General features: G+C 40.8%; 15 protein-coding genes and 1 pseudogene. 13 read left to right on the top strand and 3 right to left on the bottom strand.

Annotated elements, in window-relative coordinates:
• Positions 1-16 precede the first annotated feature (16 nt).
• From H7T93_RS06890 to H7T93_RS06935, 11 genes are all read left to right on the top strand, one after another.
• On the top strand, positions 17-562 hold the full coding sequence (locus H7T93_RS06890) for a GNAT family N-acetyltransferase (protein ID WP_073950327.1): 546 nt from the start codon (positions 17-19) through the stop codon (positions 560-562).
• The gene (gene spxR, locus H7T93_RS06895) at positions 555-1,835 is read left to right on the top strand and encodes a CBS-HotDog domain-containing transcription factor SpxR (RefSeq protein WP_201041711.1); all 1,281 of its coding nucleotides are present in this window, start codon (positions 555-557) and stop codon (positions 1,833-1,835) included. Before H7T93_RS06890 ends, spxR begins: the two co-directional genes overlap by 8 nt.
• 38 nt (positions 1,836-1,873) lie before the next feature.
• The gene (locus H7T93_RS06900; protein ID WP_004183173.1) at positions 1,874-2,734 is read left to right on the top strand and encodes a methionyl aminopeptidase; all 861 of its coding nucleotides are present in this window, start codon (positions 1,874-1,876) and stop codon (positions 2,732-2,734) included.
• A gap of 1 nt (position 2,735) precedes the next feature.
• Positions 2,736-3,695 carry a YihY/virulence factor BrkB family protein gene (locus tag H7T93_RS06905; RefSeq protein ID WP_004183170.1) on the top strand — a complete coding sequence of 320 codons (960 nt, stop codon included), beginning with the start codon at positions 2,736-2,738 and terminating at the stop codon, positions 3,693-3,695.
• Between the two features lie 90 nt (positions 3,696-3,785).
• Complete coding sequence (locus H7T93_RS06910; RefSeq protein WP_004183169.1) at positions 3,786-4,295, top strand: QueT transporter family protein; 510 nt, start codon at positions 3,786-3,788, stop codon at positions 4,293-4,295.
• Between the two features lie 50 nt (positions 4,296-4,345).
• Complete coding sequence (ligA, locus tag H7T93_RS06915) at positions 4,346-6,304, top strand: NAD-dependent DNA ligase LigA (protein ID WP_073686122.1); 1,959 nt, start codon at positions 4,346-4,348, stop codon at positions 6,302-6,304.
• A 9-nt stretch (positions 6,305-6,313) separates the two neighbouring features.
• The gene (locus H7T93_RS06920; RefSeq protein ID WP_070476696.1) at positions 6,314-7,327 is read left to right on the top strand and encodes a diacylglycerol kinase family lipid kinase; all 1,014 of its coding nucleotides are present in this window, start codon (positions 6,314-6,316) and stop codon (positions 7,325-7,327) included.
• A gap of 401 nt (positions 7,328-7,728) precedes the next feature.
• Positions 7,729-7,857: a hypothetical protein gene (locus H7T93_RS09990; protein ID WP_260314199.1), complete on the top strand. Its 129-nt coding sequence runs from the start codon at positions 7,729-7,731 to the stop codon at positions 7,855-7,857.
• Complete coding sequence (locus H7T93_RS09995) at positions 7,858-8,472, top strand: hypothetical protein (protein WP_230310590.1); 615 nt, start codon at positions 7,858-7,860, stop codon at positions 8,470-8,472.
• Positions 8,473-8,552: 80 nt separating this feature from the next.
• Positions 8,553-9,542, top strand: coding sequence for a helix-turn-helix transcriptional regulator (locus tag H7T93_RS06930; RefSeq protein WP_175057724.1), 990 nt, complete (start codon positions 8,553-8,555; stop codon positions 9,540-9,542).
• A gap of 106 nt (positions 9,543-9,648) precedes the next feature.
• Entirely contained in the window at positions 9,649-11,277 is a 1,629-nt protein-coding gene (locus tag H7T93_RS06935; RefSeq protein WP_195918106.1) for a hypothetical protein, read from the top strand.
• A 40-nt stretch (positions 11,278-11,317) separates the two neighbouring features.
• Here the strand turns inward: H7T93_RS06935 and H7T93_RS06940 are convergent, their stop codons facing one another.
• Both H7T93_RS06940 and H7T93_RS06945 read right to left on the bottom strand, forming a co-directional pair.
• On the bottom strand, positions 11,318-11,797 hold the full coding sequence (locus H7T93_RS06940) for a QueT transporter family protein (protein WP_002884216.1): 480 nt from the start codon (positions 11,795-11,797) through the stop codon (positions 11,318-11,320).
• Positions 11,798-11,872: 75 nt separating this feature from the next.
• Positions 11,873-12,700, bottom strand: coding sequence for an exodeoxyribonuclease III (locus H7T93_RS06945; protein WP_175057722.1), 828 nt, complete (start codon positions 12,698-12,700; stop codon positions 11,873-11,875).
• A 547-nt stretch (positions 12,701-13,247) separates the two neighbouring features.
• On the opposite strand from H7T93_RS06945, the pseudogene H7T93_RS06950 reads away from it, so the two are divergent.
• Together H7T93_RS06950 and H7T93_RS06955 are read left to right on the top strand one after the other, a co-directional pair.
• A pseudogene (locus H7T93_RS06950) lies at positions 13,248-14,297 on the top strand (LLM class flavin-dependent oxidoreductase).
• 95 nt (positions 14,298-14,392) lie between these two features.
• On the top strand, positions 14,393-15,145 hold the full coding sequence (locus tag H7T93_RS06955; protein WP_155213347.1) for a DUF4767 domain-containing protein: 753 nt from the start codon (positions 14,393-14,395) through the stop codon (positions 15,143-15,145).
• Positions 15,146-15,227: 82 nt separating this feature from the next.
• Here the strand turns inward: H7T93_RS06955 and tehB are convergent, their stop codons facing one another.
• Positions 15,228-16,106, bottom strand: a complete 879-nt coding sequence (gene tehB / locus H7T93_RS06960; protein WP_155213348.1) for an SAM-dependent methyltransferase TehB — start codon at positions 16,104-16,106, stop codon at positions 15,228-15,230.
• Positions 16,107-16,257: the final 151 nt, after the last annotated feature.

Here is a 16,257-nt window from a genome sequence, read left to right on the forward strand (position 1 = left end):
GTGTTATAATACTACCATGGATATTTGGACTAGTCTGGGTGCTTTTGCCTTCTTTGAGTCGGAGCGCCTTTCTTTTAGACCACTCATCTTTTTGGATCGTTTTGATTTACACGAAATTGTATCAAATCCTCAGAATCTACAATTTTTCTTTCCTGCTACTCAAACACAGCATGAAACGGATTGCCTTTTGGTTCATTACTTCATGAAGGAGCCTCTAGGTGTATGGGCTATTGTAGATAAAGAGTTAGAAAAGATGATTGGCGTCGTTCGTTTTGAAAAGATAGATGTCCAGAAACGGACTGCAGAGCTTGGCTATTTTTTGAATGCCTCATACTGGGGTAGAGGCTTAATGACAGAGGCAGTTACTTGTCTGTCAAATTTGGCTTTGACAGCTATGGGAATGGATCGTATTATTCTTATTGCCCACTTGGAAAATAAGGCATCGATTCGTGTAGCGGAGAAGTCTGGCTTTAAACTTGTGTCCCGCTTTAAGGGAGCAGACCGATACACCCGTACCATGCGTGATTATCTCCGCTTTGAGAAGGAGGAGAACTGTGAGTAAACATCAAGAAATTCTAGATTATCTAGAGGCCTTACCTATCGGTAAGCGTGTTAGTGTGCGTAGTATTTCGAATCACTTACAGGTTTCTGATGGAACTGCCTATCGAGCCATTAAAGAAGCTGAAAATCGAGGGTTGGTTGAGACACGTCCTCGGAGTGGGACGGTTCGAATTGAAAAGAAAGTCCAGGTTCGCCTTGATAAGCTGACCTTTGCGGAGATTGCGGAGATTACAGAGTCTGAGGTTATCTCTGGTCATGAAGGTCTGGAACGTGTCTTCAGTAAGTTCTATATCGGAGCCATGACTATTGAGAATATCACCCGTTATCTAACCAAAGGAGATCTTCTTATTGTTGGGGACCGTGAGGATATTCAATTGCTTGCCCTAGAACACAATAATGCTATTTTAGTGACGGGGGGCTTTCGGGTTTCCGATAGGGTTAAAGAGCTTTCACGTTTGAAGCAATTTCCAGTCATGGTAACAACTTACGATACTTTTACCGTGGCAACCATGATTAACCAGGCACTTTCGAATGTCCGTATCAAAACAGACATCAAGACTGTAGCCCAAGTCTATACCAGACGAGAAAACTACAACTACATGACTCCAGAAATGACAGTCAGGGATTTTCAGAATTTGGTGAAACGGACGAACTTGGTGCGTTTTCCTATTCTGTCTGAGTCTGAAAAAGTGATTGGGATTGTGACCATGCGAGATGTGTCTAATCAGCAACCGACGACCATGCTCAAGGCAATAATGACCAAGCCGACGGTGACACGACTTGAGACTAGTCTGGCAACTGTGGCCCAAAAGATGATTTTTGAGGACTTTGATATCATTCCTGTTGTGGATGAAGAAAAACACTATCTAGGTGTTATCACCCGTCGTCAGGTTTTGGAAGAACTTCAGGACAATAATCGTGGCAACTTGCACACCTTTAGCGATCAAATGATAGCTAACCTAAACCAGGACAAGCATGCTTTCAGCTTTGAGGTCGAGCCCACTATGATTGACAATTCTGGAAACCTCACTCAAGGTGTTCTTGCAGAGATGGTTAAAGAGGTTGTCTATCGTATCATGGAAAAGCAGGAACAAAATGGTCTTGTGATTGAAGAAATGATGTTTTACTTTCTTCAGGCAGCTCAGATCGATGACAAGGTGACGATTACACCAAGTATTATTGCTGAAACCAGACGTAGAGCCCATCTGGACCTTATGGTTACTCACGGAAATCATACCGTCTGCAAATCAGTCGTTGTGGTTAAGAAAACTTAGTAACAAAAATAAAAGATATAAAGAAAACGGAGAAAACAATGATTACTTTAAAATCAGCACGTGAAATTGAAGCAATGGATAGGGCAGGGGATTTTCTTGCTAGCATTCACATTGGTCTACGTGACCTCTTGAAACCAGGAGTAGACATGTGGGAAGTGGAAGAGTATGTGCGTCGTCGTTGTAAAGAAGAGAATGTCCTTCCCCTTCAGATTGGGGTTGAGGGAAGCATTATGGATTACCCTTATGCGACATGCTGTGGCCTTAATGACGAAGTGGCACATGCCTTTCCACGTCACTATATTTTGAAAGATGGTGACCTCTTGAAGGTTGATATGGTCTTGTCAGAACCTATCGATAAGTCGGTCCTTGATGTGTCAAAATTGGATTTTGACAATGTTGCTCAGGTTAAAAAATACACGGAATCATATTCTGGCGGTTTGGCTGACTCATGTTGGGCTTATGCGATTGGAACGCCATCTGACGAAGTTAAAAAACTTATGGAAGTAACACGTGAGGCTATGTACCTTGGCATTGAACAAGCGGTAGTCGGTAACCGTATCGGTGATATCGGTGCAGCTATCCAAGAATACGCTGAAAGTCGTGGTTACGGTGTTGTTCGTGATTTGGTTGGACACGGAGTTGGGCCAACAATGCACGAAGAACCAATGGTGCCAAACTATGGGGTGGCTGGACGAGGTCTCCGTCTTAAAGAAGGAATGGTTTTGACTATCGAGCCAATGATTAACACTGGTACTTGGGAAATCGATACTGACCTTGAAACGGGTTGGGCTCACAAAACTCTTGACGGTGGACTTTCTTGTCAATATGAGCACCAATTTGTTATTACTAAGGATGGTCCAGTAATTTTGACTTCTCAAGGCGAAGAAAGAACTTACTAATATGAAACGACAAGGCTTAATGGCCCGTCTATTGGATAAACTCCAATGGCGCCCTTTGCAGGTTTATCTTATGCATTATCGTAGTGCAGAGATAGATATTTCAACTATCGCAGTGGCTTACTATCTCATTTTGACGGTTTTTCCGCTTATTGTTATTGCGGCAAATGTCTTTCCCTATCTGAATATTGATACGACTGATCTCTTGAAGTTTATGAATGAGCACCTTCCTAAGCAGTTTTATGCACCTGCAGCCAACGTTGTTCAGGATATCTTCTCGACACCTTCTGGACAGTTGTTGGGAGTTGCCTCTTTGACGGGATTCTGGACAATGATTAAGTCCTTGTCTTCGCTTCAAAAGGCGATTAACAAGGTATATGGTGCTTCAGAACACCGTGATGTCTTTATTAGTCACATTGTTGGTGGTTTCATGAGTCTGGTCATCTTGTTCCTGCTCACCTTTGCACTAATGCTGTCTACGATTATTCAGTCGGTCCTTAGAGTTATTACACAGACCTATCCTATTGGTTCCAAGATGACTCAGTTTATTTTAAATAGTATCCAGCCTCTGAGTATTGCAGTTGTCTTTCTGGGAATGATGGTGCTTTATTTTGTGCTTCCGAATGTGAAGATTCGAAAAATCCGCTATGTTATGCCAGGGACTATCTTTACGACTTTAGTGATTGGCTATTTAAGCAACTTGTTTGGAACTTATGTGATTCGTACCTTGAGTCGATTAGTTGATATCAAGTTATTTGGATCCATTATGATTTTCGTCTTCATGCTTTGGTTCATCTTCTTGGCCAGAATTTTGATTTTGGGGGCCGTCTTTAATGCGACCTATCAAGAGCTTAGACAAGGTGAACTGAAAAGTAGAAGAGGAGATGTGATTACTATTATTCAGAGCTTTTCTGGAGATGGTAGTGACAGCAAAAAACACAAAAAAGATGAGGATGATTCCTAGATGATAAAGAGAGCTTGGTGAGATCCAGGCTCTTTTGACGGGAATATTATCCTTTGTAGATAATAAAAAGATAATGATTATGGAGGAAAAATGAAAAAACAAACTGTTCGTGATTTAACACATATTGCTATTGTGGCAGCTCTTTATGTAGTCTTGACTGTTGTGCCACCTTTTAACTTAATTTCGTATGGTCCCTACCAGTTCCGAATTGCAGAAATGTTCAATCTGTTAGGATTTTATAATCGCAAGTATATCATTGCCGTGACTTTGGGCTGTGTGATTGCTAATTTCTTTAGCTTTAACATGATTGATGTGGTTGTCGGAAGTCTCTCGACACTGGTCTTTGTCGGTTCAGGTGTTTATTTCTTCGACCGATTTAAGAACCAAGATATTTTAGGTGGACTTTTTGACAAGGCTCATGTTTACTTTGCCTTTTACTTCTCATTCTTCATGGTGACAATTGCGGCTGAGTTGACCTTGGTTACTCAGGCACCATTTTGGGCAACTTGGTTCACTGTTGCTATGGGAGAATTGGCTTCTCTCTTAGTTGGTGCAATTCTTATTAAGAAATTGGCCAAAGTTATTGATTTTGTTTCCTAAATTAACGTCTGTAAAGGCGTTTTTTTCTGCTTTTATGTTAAAATGTTCCTATGGAAAAACGAATGAAAGAGCTGGTTGTTAAACTTAACCAGTATGCAAAAGAGTATTATACGGAAGATAATCCATCAGTGTCAGATGCCGAGTATGATAAGCTTTATCGTGAGCTTGTAGCTTTGGAGGCTGAACATCCAGAACTTGTTCAAGCAGATAGTCCAACACATCGTGTGGGAGGGCTGGTACTTGATGGTTTTGAAAAATATCAACATGAGTATCCGCTTTATAGTTTGCAGGATGCTTTTTCACGAGAAGAGCTAGATGCCTTTGATAAGAGGGTTAAGGACGAATTTCCTAATGCTGATTATATGGCTGAACTCAAAATCGATGGGCTTTCTATCTCGTTGACCTATGTGGATGGTATTCTTCAGGTAGGTGCGACACGTGGTGATGGTTCTGTAGGTGAGAATATCACTGAAAATGTCAAGCGTATCTCAGATATTCCTCTGAAGTTGGACCAACCTCTTAATATTACGGTGCGTGGGGAGTGTTACCTGCCTCGGGCTGAGTTTGAACGCATCAACATCCAACGCCAGGAAAATGGTGAGGCCGAATTTGCCAATCCACGTAATGCTGCAGCAGGAACTCTTCGTCAATTAGATACCAAAGTAGTTGCAGAGCGTCGTTTGGCGACTTTCCTTTATCAGGAAGCTAGTCCAACGGAGCGTCTAACACAAAATGATGTCTTAAATGAAGTGGCAGAACTCGGTTTCTCTGTTAATCCACGACGCATTGTCACATCATCGATGGATGAGATTTGGGACTTTATTCAAGCTGTAGGAGAAGATCGTGATCACTTGGCCTATGACATTGATGGTGTTGTCATCAAAGTCAATAGTTTGGCTATGCAAGAAGAACTCGGTTTTACAGTTAAGGCGCCACGTTGGGCTATTGCTTATAAATTCCCGGCTGAGGAAAAGGAAGCAGAGCTTCTCTCAGTGGACTGGCAAGTAGGTCGTACGGGTGTAGTAACGCCGACTGCTAATTTGACTCCAGTGCAATTAGCGGGGACAACGGTTAGTCGAGCCACCCTTCATAATGTAGATTACATTGCCGAAAAAGACATTCGTATCGGTGATACCGTAATTGTCTACAAAGCTGGTGATATTATCCCTGCTGTACTTCGTGTAGTAGAGAGTAAGCGTACGACACAGGAGCCGATGGAAGTACCGACTCAATGTCCATCTTGTGGCAGTGGTCTTTTACATTTTGAAGATGAAGTTGCCCTACGTTGTATCAATCCTTCTTGCCCTGCTCAGATTAAGGAAGGTCTGATTCATTTTGCCTCTCGAGATGCCATGAACATCGCAGGTATGGGACCTTCAGTGGTTGAAAAGCTCTTTAAAGCTGAATTGGTTAAAGATGTGGCTGATATCTATGGCTTGAACAGTCAGGATTTCCTTCAATTGGAAGGTTTCAAAGAAAAGTCGGCTGAAAAACTTTACGCAGCCATTCAAGCATCAAAAGAAAATTCTGCAGAGAAATTGCTCTATGGCTTGGGTATTCGTCATGTTGGCGCCAAAGTTAGTAAGCAGTTGCTAGAAGCTTTTGGCAGTATACAAGAGTTAGCCAGTGCAGATGTCGAGGCTATTGCTGCTGTAGATGGTTTAGGAGAGGTTATTGCCAAGTCCATCCAGCGCTATTTTGCTAAGGAGGAGGCTCAAGTTCTTATGAAAGAACTGGAATCCTATGGCGTTAATTTGTCCTATCTTGGACAAAAGGTGGCAGATGATGCTATCTTATCTGGTAAGACAGTTGTTTTGACAGGAAAATTGGAGCATCTTAAACGTAGTGAAGCAAAGGCAAAACTAGAAGCTCTGGGTGCTAAGGTGACAGGTTCTGTCTCTAAGAAAACAGATTTAGTAGTTGCTGGTAGTGATGCCGGAAGTAAGTTGGAAAAAGCACAAAGCCTAGGAATTGAAGTAAAAGATGAGGCTTGGTTGCTGGATTTATAGGAGTTCAATATGAAACAAAAACGTGCCCGCTTAATTTATAATCCAACATCTGGACAAGAAATTATGAAAAAAAATGTTGCCGAGGTCTTGGATATTCTGGAAGGTGCTGGCTTTGAAGCGTCAGCCTTTCAAACAACACCAGATGAGAACTCAGCAAAAAATGAGGCCACTCGTGCGGCCAAAGCAGGCTTTGACTTAGTTATTGCTGCTGGTGGCGATGGTACAATCAATGAGGTTGTTTCTGGGGTTGCCCCGCTTAAAAAACGCCCACAAATGGCGGTTATTCCAACGGGAACGACAAATGACTTTGCACGCGCCTTGAAGATTCCAAGAGGAAATCCTGTTGAAGCAGCCAAGGTTATCGCTAAAAATCAGACCCTTCAGATGGATATTGGCCGTGCCTATGACGACAAATACTTCATCAATATTGCGGCTGCTGGTTCCTTTACCGAACTAACCTATAGTGTACCTAGTCGCTTAAAGACAGTACTTGGTTATTTGGCCTACCTTGTTAAGGGGGCAGAGTTGTTGCCACAGGTAAAGAAGGTTCCTGTTCGTGTTACGCATGACGAGGGTGTCTTTGAAGGTGGTCTTTCCATGATTTTCGTTGCCTTGACCAATTCAGTTGGTGGCTTTGAAACGATTGCCCCAGATGCTAAACTGGATGATGGTAAATTTACTCTAATCATGGTTAAGACAGCTAACCTCTTTGAATTGGTTGACCTCATTCGTCAAATTCTCCAAGGTGGTAAACACATCTATGACAAGAGAATTTCCTATATCAAAACGAGCTCGCTGTATATTGAGCCTTTAAGTGATGATCGTATGATGATTAACCTCGATGGCGAATACGGTGGTGATGCACCAATTCATCTCCAAAATCTGAAGAATCATATTGAATTTTATGCAAATATTGATGAGATTTCTGATGATGCCATCACTCTTCCAGATACAGATGAATTAGCTCTTGAAGCCATTGCACAAAAATTCAGTACAGAAGCTGAAAAGATTGAGAATGACTAATGTTAAACCTTTAAGCAACCTAAGATAGGTTGCTTTTTTAGTATATTTGTAGAAAATGACGCTTTCATTTGTTACAATAGAAAAAACTGGGAAATTGTTATATAGAATATTTAGAGGAGTAGAGGTTTAATAAAGAGAATGAACATTATTTAAGTGATGATCATCTAAAGAATAGTGATCAGGCTTTCGAGTCGGCTTTTAGTAATAAAGGGCCAGAGTTTGAATCTGCTTTTCAGGAGGAAAAAGCTGAGAAGCGATATTTCTTTTTGACTCTTGCTCTGCCACTGATACTCTTAAGTGTGAGCTGGGGCTCGGTCTTCTTATCTTGGAAGTATAAGCCGATAATTGTGTATCTGGCTGTAATTGTGGCATGTTTTGTCCTTGTTATCATTCTCTTTAGAATGGGACAGAAGCTAGGTAGATTTCTCTTCACCGCAATCGTGGTTGGCTTGATTGGACTATCCTTCTTTGCCACTTTAGGTGGTTCTGTCTATCGAGGGGCTATGAAAAAATACAGGTTGATTCAGTAGGTGTCTCAGTCAGATCTTGATGAGGATAAACCTGATAGCGATGATCCCAAAGATTACGAAGATGAGTCTGCGATTTATAACTGGACGGAAGAAGATTTTGAAAATCTGAAACCCAAGGCTGATACCTTACGTTCGATTATTAAAAGTCATGGTAAGGGCAATTATGTCGAGATGGAGTCTAGTGGTCTCAAGGTGAGATCTGACCGTGGAGATGGCAATGAATATAGTGATTTCTCTTTTGTGAAGGACGAAAAGGGACGCTTTGTCTATGATAGTGGAATAGCGACTTATCCCCTTGATGGCGTCACTGAGGTTGATAATTATAGCAGTAATTGGACGGAAGAGCGGATAAGTAGCTTACGTACTAAAGACCAAGACTATCTGGGTCCAGCAACATCCTTGTCTGAGGTAGTGAGGGAACATTCTCAGGCAAAAAGGTCCTGGAGAAGTATCAACGTCCATTCATCAGGAATCATACATAAGTCAGTTGATCTTGATTACACTGATCAGAATAGTCCTATTGAGAAAGCACAATTGTTAAGACTATCTTTTGAGTATAACGAAAAGAAAAAGGACTATTATTTGAGCTATAATTCTGTGGCTCGTCGCTACTAGGGATGACTATCTATGATAATGAATAACTAAACAGCAATTTTTTAGTAATAAGAGGTTTGATTATAAAGGGGGATTTTATAATGACAGCATCAAAAACCAAACGTCTCTTGTATTTTATGTCCGAATTGGAAAAGGGAAATGACATTTCAAAAATGGACTACCTAGCTCGCTTTGGCATAAGTGAGCGTACACTTAAAGAGGACGTGAGTGAACTCAAGGAAAATTTGACTGAGTTACGTCCAAATATGAAGGTTAAGTATTCCAGAAAATACGGTTCCTATCATGCCCAGTATGAACAGGGCTATGGTAACCTTAAATACAATCAGGCAGTTATCCTATCTAAGATTCTTTTAGAGAGTCGTGCCCTTCGAAAGGATGAAGTAGCAGAAATTATCAACATCTTTGTTGAGAGGGCTGTAGACGACAAGGAGCGCAGACGTATCAAGCGATTGACTGAGCTAGAACTAGATAGTTATCAAGAACTTAAGATTTATCAGGATCAAGATAAGTCACTCTTACCAGCTATTTCAGCCATTTTCGATGCCATTGTGGACCAACGTCCTTTGTCTTTTAGTTACCGTAAGCCAGGAGAAAAAGTGGAGGAATATAAGGTCTTTCCGATTTCAGTCATTTTTGATAACCATTATTTCTACTGTATTTCTTACAAACTGGATGATAACTTTACTTGTGATTATCAGTTCTCTGAAATCCGTTATTTCCGTGTCGATCGTTTTCAGACCATTCATAAATCTGAAAATGATTTGGCTTTCACGTTAAGTCCAGAACAAGAAGCCCGTCTTATTACAGATGAGCAGGTGCGTTACCAGGCTTTCTCAATGCTTTCTGGTAATGAGTGGGCTCGAATTACCTTTGAGTATAAAGGACTTTACCGTGATGTCCTGGAATCCGATATTCCAAAACTTAAACTGTTAGAGGAAAGCACTAGTGATGGTGTTGATCAGGTCCGTTATGAGATTGAAACCTTTAGTTTATTAGGTTTTCAGAAGTACATTCAACGCTTTGATGGGGATTTTGTGTTCCTCAAGATTGAAGCATTAGATAACAAATGAAAAAGGCCTTCGGTTATCCGAATGCCTTTTTAAATCTGACAAAAATAGTATAATTGTGTTAAAATAGGAATACGGAAGCGTTATCATTTTCATAAGGAGGGAAAATATGAAAGAAAAGAAAAAAGAAATGCAAAAACAAGTCTTAACTCTTCTAGGAATCTTGATTTTTGCCTTTGTCAATGTGTTTATCTTTGATAATAAGATGGGCGCTGGTTTTTCTGCCTTCTCAACTATCACCCTGATGAGTATTGGACTCTTGTCTAAGCGCACCAGTCTGCGAGTTTTGGCTATTATTTCCTATCTCATCAATGTGGTAGCAGCCGTTTTTGGCTTCAACTATGTTGGTTTTCTAACAGCAGTTCAGGCCATTGAACTTATCTTCGTTATCTGGTATCTTTACCCACGTGACACGTTTTTGAGACGAGATACAACTGATAAATACACTTATCGTTATCGTTGGATTCATTTGCTTTTGACGGTTTTAATCTCAATTGGAGGTTATATCGTTTTTGCAGTTGTTTCTAGTATTTGGGATGGTTCCTTCCTAGAATACGGTGGGAACACAGCTCTCATCTTTGCTATGCAATATTTGCTCTTTTTGAGCATTACCAAGTCGAGACAAGATGAACCGACCAAGGTTGCCCATTTGTTCCAAAAGGAACGCAGTACTAAGGAGATGAAAGCGGCAATAGAGGCCGAACGCCAGGCCAAAGAGAGAGCACTTGCACAAGCCTTTGAGGTACCTTTGAAGGCACCTAGTCAAACAGCTGAAAAATTTGGTAACAACATGATCAAATTTGCATCTGTCTGGCTATTGGTAATGGACATGTCCATCTTGGCTTACTTCTTCCGTCCAAACGATGTTGGTTTCGGGTTTGGCGCCTTCTTTGTGCTCTTGACCATTGTCTTGTCCTTGATTTTCAAATCTGAGGAAGACAAAGAGGACGTTTTCTCTATCATCTATCATAAGATTCGTCCTATCCAACCTATTTTCTTCATTTTGCTTTTGATTGCCCATGCGCATAAGTTTAGCTATGGTGCAGCATACGCTCTCTTGTTCTCAGCTGCTTATTTCTTCTGGGCTATCAATAAGATTAATATGAAGACTCTTTTGACCTTTACAGTCATCATTTATTTCTTCCCAGTCTTTGGTTATCTCTCTAACCCATACCGTCTGGGTGCTGAAAACCTTAAGATGGTAGGTGAACTGGTGACAGATCGTGAGAAGTCTAATACCTTCTATCTCGGTCATTATTGGTCACTTCTAGGTCTACAGAGTGATGGTGAATATGAAGGAGTCCCTACTTCTTGGCAGGCTGCTAAGTTCGCTGACATTCAGACATTCTCTGATGACAGTGATATCACTTCAGGTGTTTTCCAAGTGAATAGTCACAATGATTATGATTATGATTTGCATTTAACAAATAACAAGGGCACCATTGCAGTCACAACTGGTTCTGGAAAAGATAAGAAAGAATACCAGTTCACTGACTTTGCCAGAACCTATTATCGATATGAAAAATTGAAAAAAACGGATAACCAAAAGCGTTATAAAGATTTTTACAAGGTAGGTACTGTTTCGACTGAGTTGGGAACTTATAATCTTTATCTTGAAATGAATCAAGATTGGGTTGATGAGTATCAAAAAGATCCTACTAATGTTGACTACCGTTTGCTTATCTCTGGTGACAAATTGACACCAAGAGAAGCTTACAAGAAAGCATATCATTACTAAAAAAATATCTCTGCACATTGCAGAGATATTTTTGTTTTTGTCAGTCTTTATATCCTCGTTTAGCTAATTCTCGTACCAGGACTGCTCCCAAAATCGCAGGAACTAATTGTCCCAGGAGGAGATTAATAACGAGAGCAAAATAAGGAAGTTTGAGCAAGGCACTAAGCCAGATTGGTACCACTAAAGCAGGAACGAGTAGGATTGGAAAGATGATGAACCAGCTAGATAACTTGGCTTTACGGATGAGGTAGATGCTACCAGTTGTTAAAAAGCTAGCACAGAAACCACCAACCACGTCAATCAATCCCAAACCTCCAAAAGAGTTTGCGATGGCATTAGCCAGACTAATTGGGAATACCAAAAATGGGAAGATGTAGGTTAGTCCATATAAAGCAGTGGCCAGACGCATCTGAACAGCACCAAAGGAAATAGCTTGTGAGACAAAGAGGATAGCAATATAAAGGGCCATCATAATAGCTGATAGAACGAGTTTTTGAGTGGGATTAAGTTTATTTTTCATAATTTCTCCTTAATTATTGGGCATAGTAAAAGAGTAGCAGGTCTACTCTTTTTGTGATTTAGGTCTAGAGTTATTTTATAAGTCAATCTCTAAGACAATAGGTGTGTGGTCTTGGCGATCACCAGAGTCAATCATGTCTGATTTTGTGACCTTATCGGCAATACGATTTGAAGTCAACCAGTAGTCGATTCTCCAGCCTGTATTGTTGATTTTAGATGTTTTACTACGTTGGGCCCACCATGTGTAGGCTCCTGTAACGTCGCCATTGAGGTGACGGTAGGTATCGGTGAAACCTTTTGCAAGGAGGTTAGTGAAACCAGTACGTTCTTCATCTGTAAATCCTGGTGAACGACGATTACTTGAAGGATTAGCCAAGTCGATTTCCTTGTGGGCAACATTGTAGTCACCAGTCGCAAGAACTGGTTTCTGAGCGTCCAATTCAGCTAGGTAATCCGCATATTTTTCGTCCCAGATTTGACGTTCAAGCAGACGTTTGAGGCCATCACCAGCATTTGGTGTGTAGACCTGTGTCACAAAGAAATTGTCAAATTCGAGAGTGATGATACGCCCTTCACAGTCCATGGTTGAAGGTGCTCCGATTTCAGGATAGGTAATGACTGGATTCAGTTCTTTTTTATACAAGAACATGGTTCCAGCATAACCTTTACGGGCAGGTTCAACAGATGAACGCCAAGTATTGTCATAGTCAGGGAAGTAGTCTTCCAAGATTTGCAAATGCTTTTTAGTCGGACCTTTAGCAGACAGTTTTGTCTCTTGAATAGCAATGATGTCTGCATTTTCAGCGACCAAGGTGTCGATAACAGCGCGTGATAATTGAGCGCGTGCAGAATCACTAGTAAGGGCGGCATTTAGTGAATCAATATTCCAAGAAATTAATTTCATGTGTACAGTTTCCTTTTTTGAATCTTTCCTTTCTATTGTAGCAGAAAATAAGGTGTCAGGCGAGTTATGGGTTTGATAAGGGAAGCTAGGAGGAGTATACTTATCTTAGATTGAGAGGTACATATTAATGAAAAAGCAATCCTACATTTATTACTTGTTTTGGGGTCTCTTGTTGATACAAGTCTTTCTTACAATCATGATTTGGTGGTCACAGGGGCTAGTGCTTCCTCTTGTTATTTTTCCGGGGATGAGTGTCTTCTTTTTATTTTACTTAAGGTCTCTCTTAGGCTACAACCTTAAGCAATCTCCCTCAGAACCCTTATTTGTCCTCCGTAGGTATGGCCTTGGAACTAGTTTAAATCCCAAAAATCCCCTAGGCTATAAGATTAGTCTCCTAGTGGTCATGGGTGCTTTAGTTCTCCTTTTCTGCCTAACCCTATTAGTCTTTCTTGGAAAATAGAGTCTTAGGTTTTTTTATTTGTAATTATCACTAACTAGTTATAGTGTATTTTCATAACAAATAAAAGAATTACTGGAGGAAAGATTTATGTCGATTGAACTTGGCATTTCAACTTTTGGAGAAACAACCCTCCTAGAATCGACTGGAAAATCTATCTCTCATGACCAACGTATTCGAGAGCTCGTTGAAGAAATTGAATTGGCGGATCAAGTTGGACTAGATATTTATGCGATTGGAGAGCATCACCGTGAAGATTTTGCAGTGTCGGCACCGGAAATTGTTCTTGCAGCAGGTGCTGTGAATACCAAGAAGATTCGTTTATCTAGTGCAGTAACCATTTTGTCATCTATTGACCCGGTTCGCGTCTATCAGCAGTATGCAACCATTGATGCTCTGTCAAGTGGTCGTGCAGAAATCATGGCGGGTAGAGGCTCCTTTGTTGAGAGTTTCCCACTTTTTGGCTATGATCTTTCAGACTATGATGAACTTTTCAATGAAAAACTAGACATGCTTCTGGAAGTGAAAAAGCAAACGAGTTTAACTTGGCAAGGTAAGCATACTCAATCTGTTGACAATCGCCCTGTGTATCCGCGAGCAGTCCAAGATGATTTTCCGGTATGGGTAGCGACAGGTGGTCACATTGAGTCGACCATTCAAATTGCGGAAAAAGGTTTGCCAATTGTCTATGCTACAATTGGGGGAAATCCGTAGGCCTTTACTAAATTAGTAGAAGTTTATAAGGAAATCGGTGCTCGAAATGGTTATTCGGATGAACAACTTAAGGTGGCTGCTCATTCTTGGGGATGGATTGAAGAAAATAATTTCCAAGCGATAGAAAATTATTTTTATCCAACGAAACAAACGGTGGATAACATTGCTAAGGATCGCCCACATTGGTCTGAAATGACTAAAAAGCAGTACTATGCTAGTGTTGGACCAAACGGAGCCATGTTCGTAGGGGACCCCGCTCACGTCGCTCAAAAAATCATTCGTATTATTGAGGATTTATAGCTAGATTGCTTCATGCTTCATCTCCCAATTGGTTCTATGCCACATGAGGCTGTTCTAAAGGCTATTAAGCTTTATGGTGAAGAAGTGGCGCCAATTGTTCGTCGTTATTTTGAAAATAAAGGATAATTGGTTGAAGGTAAACCTCAAGTTCTCTCTACTATTGTCATCATCACTGTTCTATGATAGGATGGAAGATAATTGATAAAGAGAAGAGGAAAATTATGCGAAAGCTGTCAGAAGCAGAATGGATAAGTCGTTTTGAGCAAGTTCAAGGGCGTAAACCGAAACCCGATGAACTACAATTAGCTTATCAGTCTGGCCTTATTGGAATCTCGAAAAATTATAATTATATCTATATTCTTCTGGGGGCTCTAGTAGCGATCGTCGTTGGCATTGGCTTGACTCTAGTCTCTAGTTCAATGAAGAACGTCAAACAGACTAAGTCGTCTGCCACAGTGGCTAGCTCGATATTCTCATCGACAGATAAGGCTAATGCCAAGCCAAGTACGTCATCAATCGAAAATGCGAAGACGAGTGAATCTAGCAGTGCAAGTATTGATACACCTGATGCTAACCATGCTAAGGAAGCCTATACTGAAAATCCACGTTGGACCAATGACAAAGCTAGTCGCCTTGCTAGTTTGATGGTTTCTTGGGGCAATCAGATGAATCAGCCAGGATACAAAGAAATTACCAATGAAGCCTCTTCCTTGCCTATCCGTTGGATGTCGGATCATAACCAGACTGTGGATGCTACTTATGCTGCAAATGGTAATAGCAATTCGGAGTATACCATTGTTTCGGTATACGAGAGATGGGAAAATGTATCTGTTCACCGTTATTTCTTTACCATTAAAAAAGATGGGACTCCCTTTGTTCTTTATTCACCAACTACTAATGGTGGCGTGTATTATGTCAAAGAAACGGAAAATGCTGACCTTAAATCAGGATATGCAGATATTGTAAACAATTAAAAACTAGGATTCCAACTGGAATCCTAGTTTTTAATTTGAAGACAAGTCAAACTGTGGTCAGCTCTTCTACAGCCATTCGCTCTTATTTAACCTTCTTGGCTAACATGGTCGCAAATTGAAGGGCGATTGGATTGCCATGCTCATCTAAACGGTGAAGGTGACCAAGATTTTCATTGTACTTGATTAATTCCCAGTCTCTATAGTAGTTTTTCAACTCGCCTTCTTCAAACGTAAATGGGAAAGGCATGGTACAAGGGTGCTCCTCAGTGTCCATGGCACAAACAATTAGGTTGTAACCACCAATGACTGTACGCTCTTGCATATTCTTGATAATAGCCGGAATTTGATCGGGATCAAGGAACATAAAGACGACTGTTGAGAGGATGAAATCAAAGGTTTCAGACTCAGGAAGAGCAGCAGCATTGATATCGTAGTAGCCAGCTCTAACATTGTAATTTTCCTCATCTGCAATCATTTGGATGCGTTGTGTAGCTTCGTTATTAACATCAACGGCTGTAACATCATGCCCAAGAGATGCCAAATAAAGAGCGTTACGGCCGTGACCACAGCCTAGGTCAAGGGTACGACCAGGTTTGATATGACCAGATTGGACTGCTTCAAGAACCTCGGAGTGGGCTTTAGTGTCATACTTTTTAGCCATGTAGTCCTCAGGTTTACAGTAAAAAGAAAGATAGCATTCCAAATCATCTGATGCAGCAGCGATGCGATGCCAAGCTTGTGGTTCAACAAAAGGAATCTCTGTCTCGGGGGTAAAAAGGTGCTCTGCAGTAACCTGTCCTTGTTCATCTAATTCGTAGAAGCGGAGAGATCCTGATAGAATGGTTAATTTAGCCCAAGTTCCTACCTTAGTATTGTGTTTTTGCGTCACCATTTCTGGAAGTGTTGTAGCTGTCCAGTTTGGTAAACGTTTGTAGCAAAGAAGTTGCTGATTTATAGTCATTTTATGAGTTCCTTTCAAACGGTATGACTCTATTATAGCAAAAGTATGGAAAAAGAAAAAAGGCCTAGCCGGGTGTGTTCTGACCCCAAAAAGTTAGACAAATAATTTAAGCAAAGGATTTAGTTCTGTATTGTACAGGACTGAGTCCTTT

It is taken from the genome of Streptococcus sp. 9.1 (assembly GCF_016648815.1).
Classification (GTDB): domain Bacteria; phylum Bacillota; class Bacilli; order Lactobacillales; family Streptococcaceae; genus Streptococcus; species Streptococcus salivarius_E.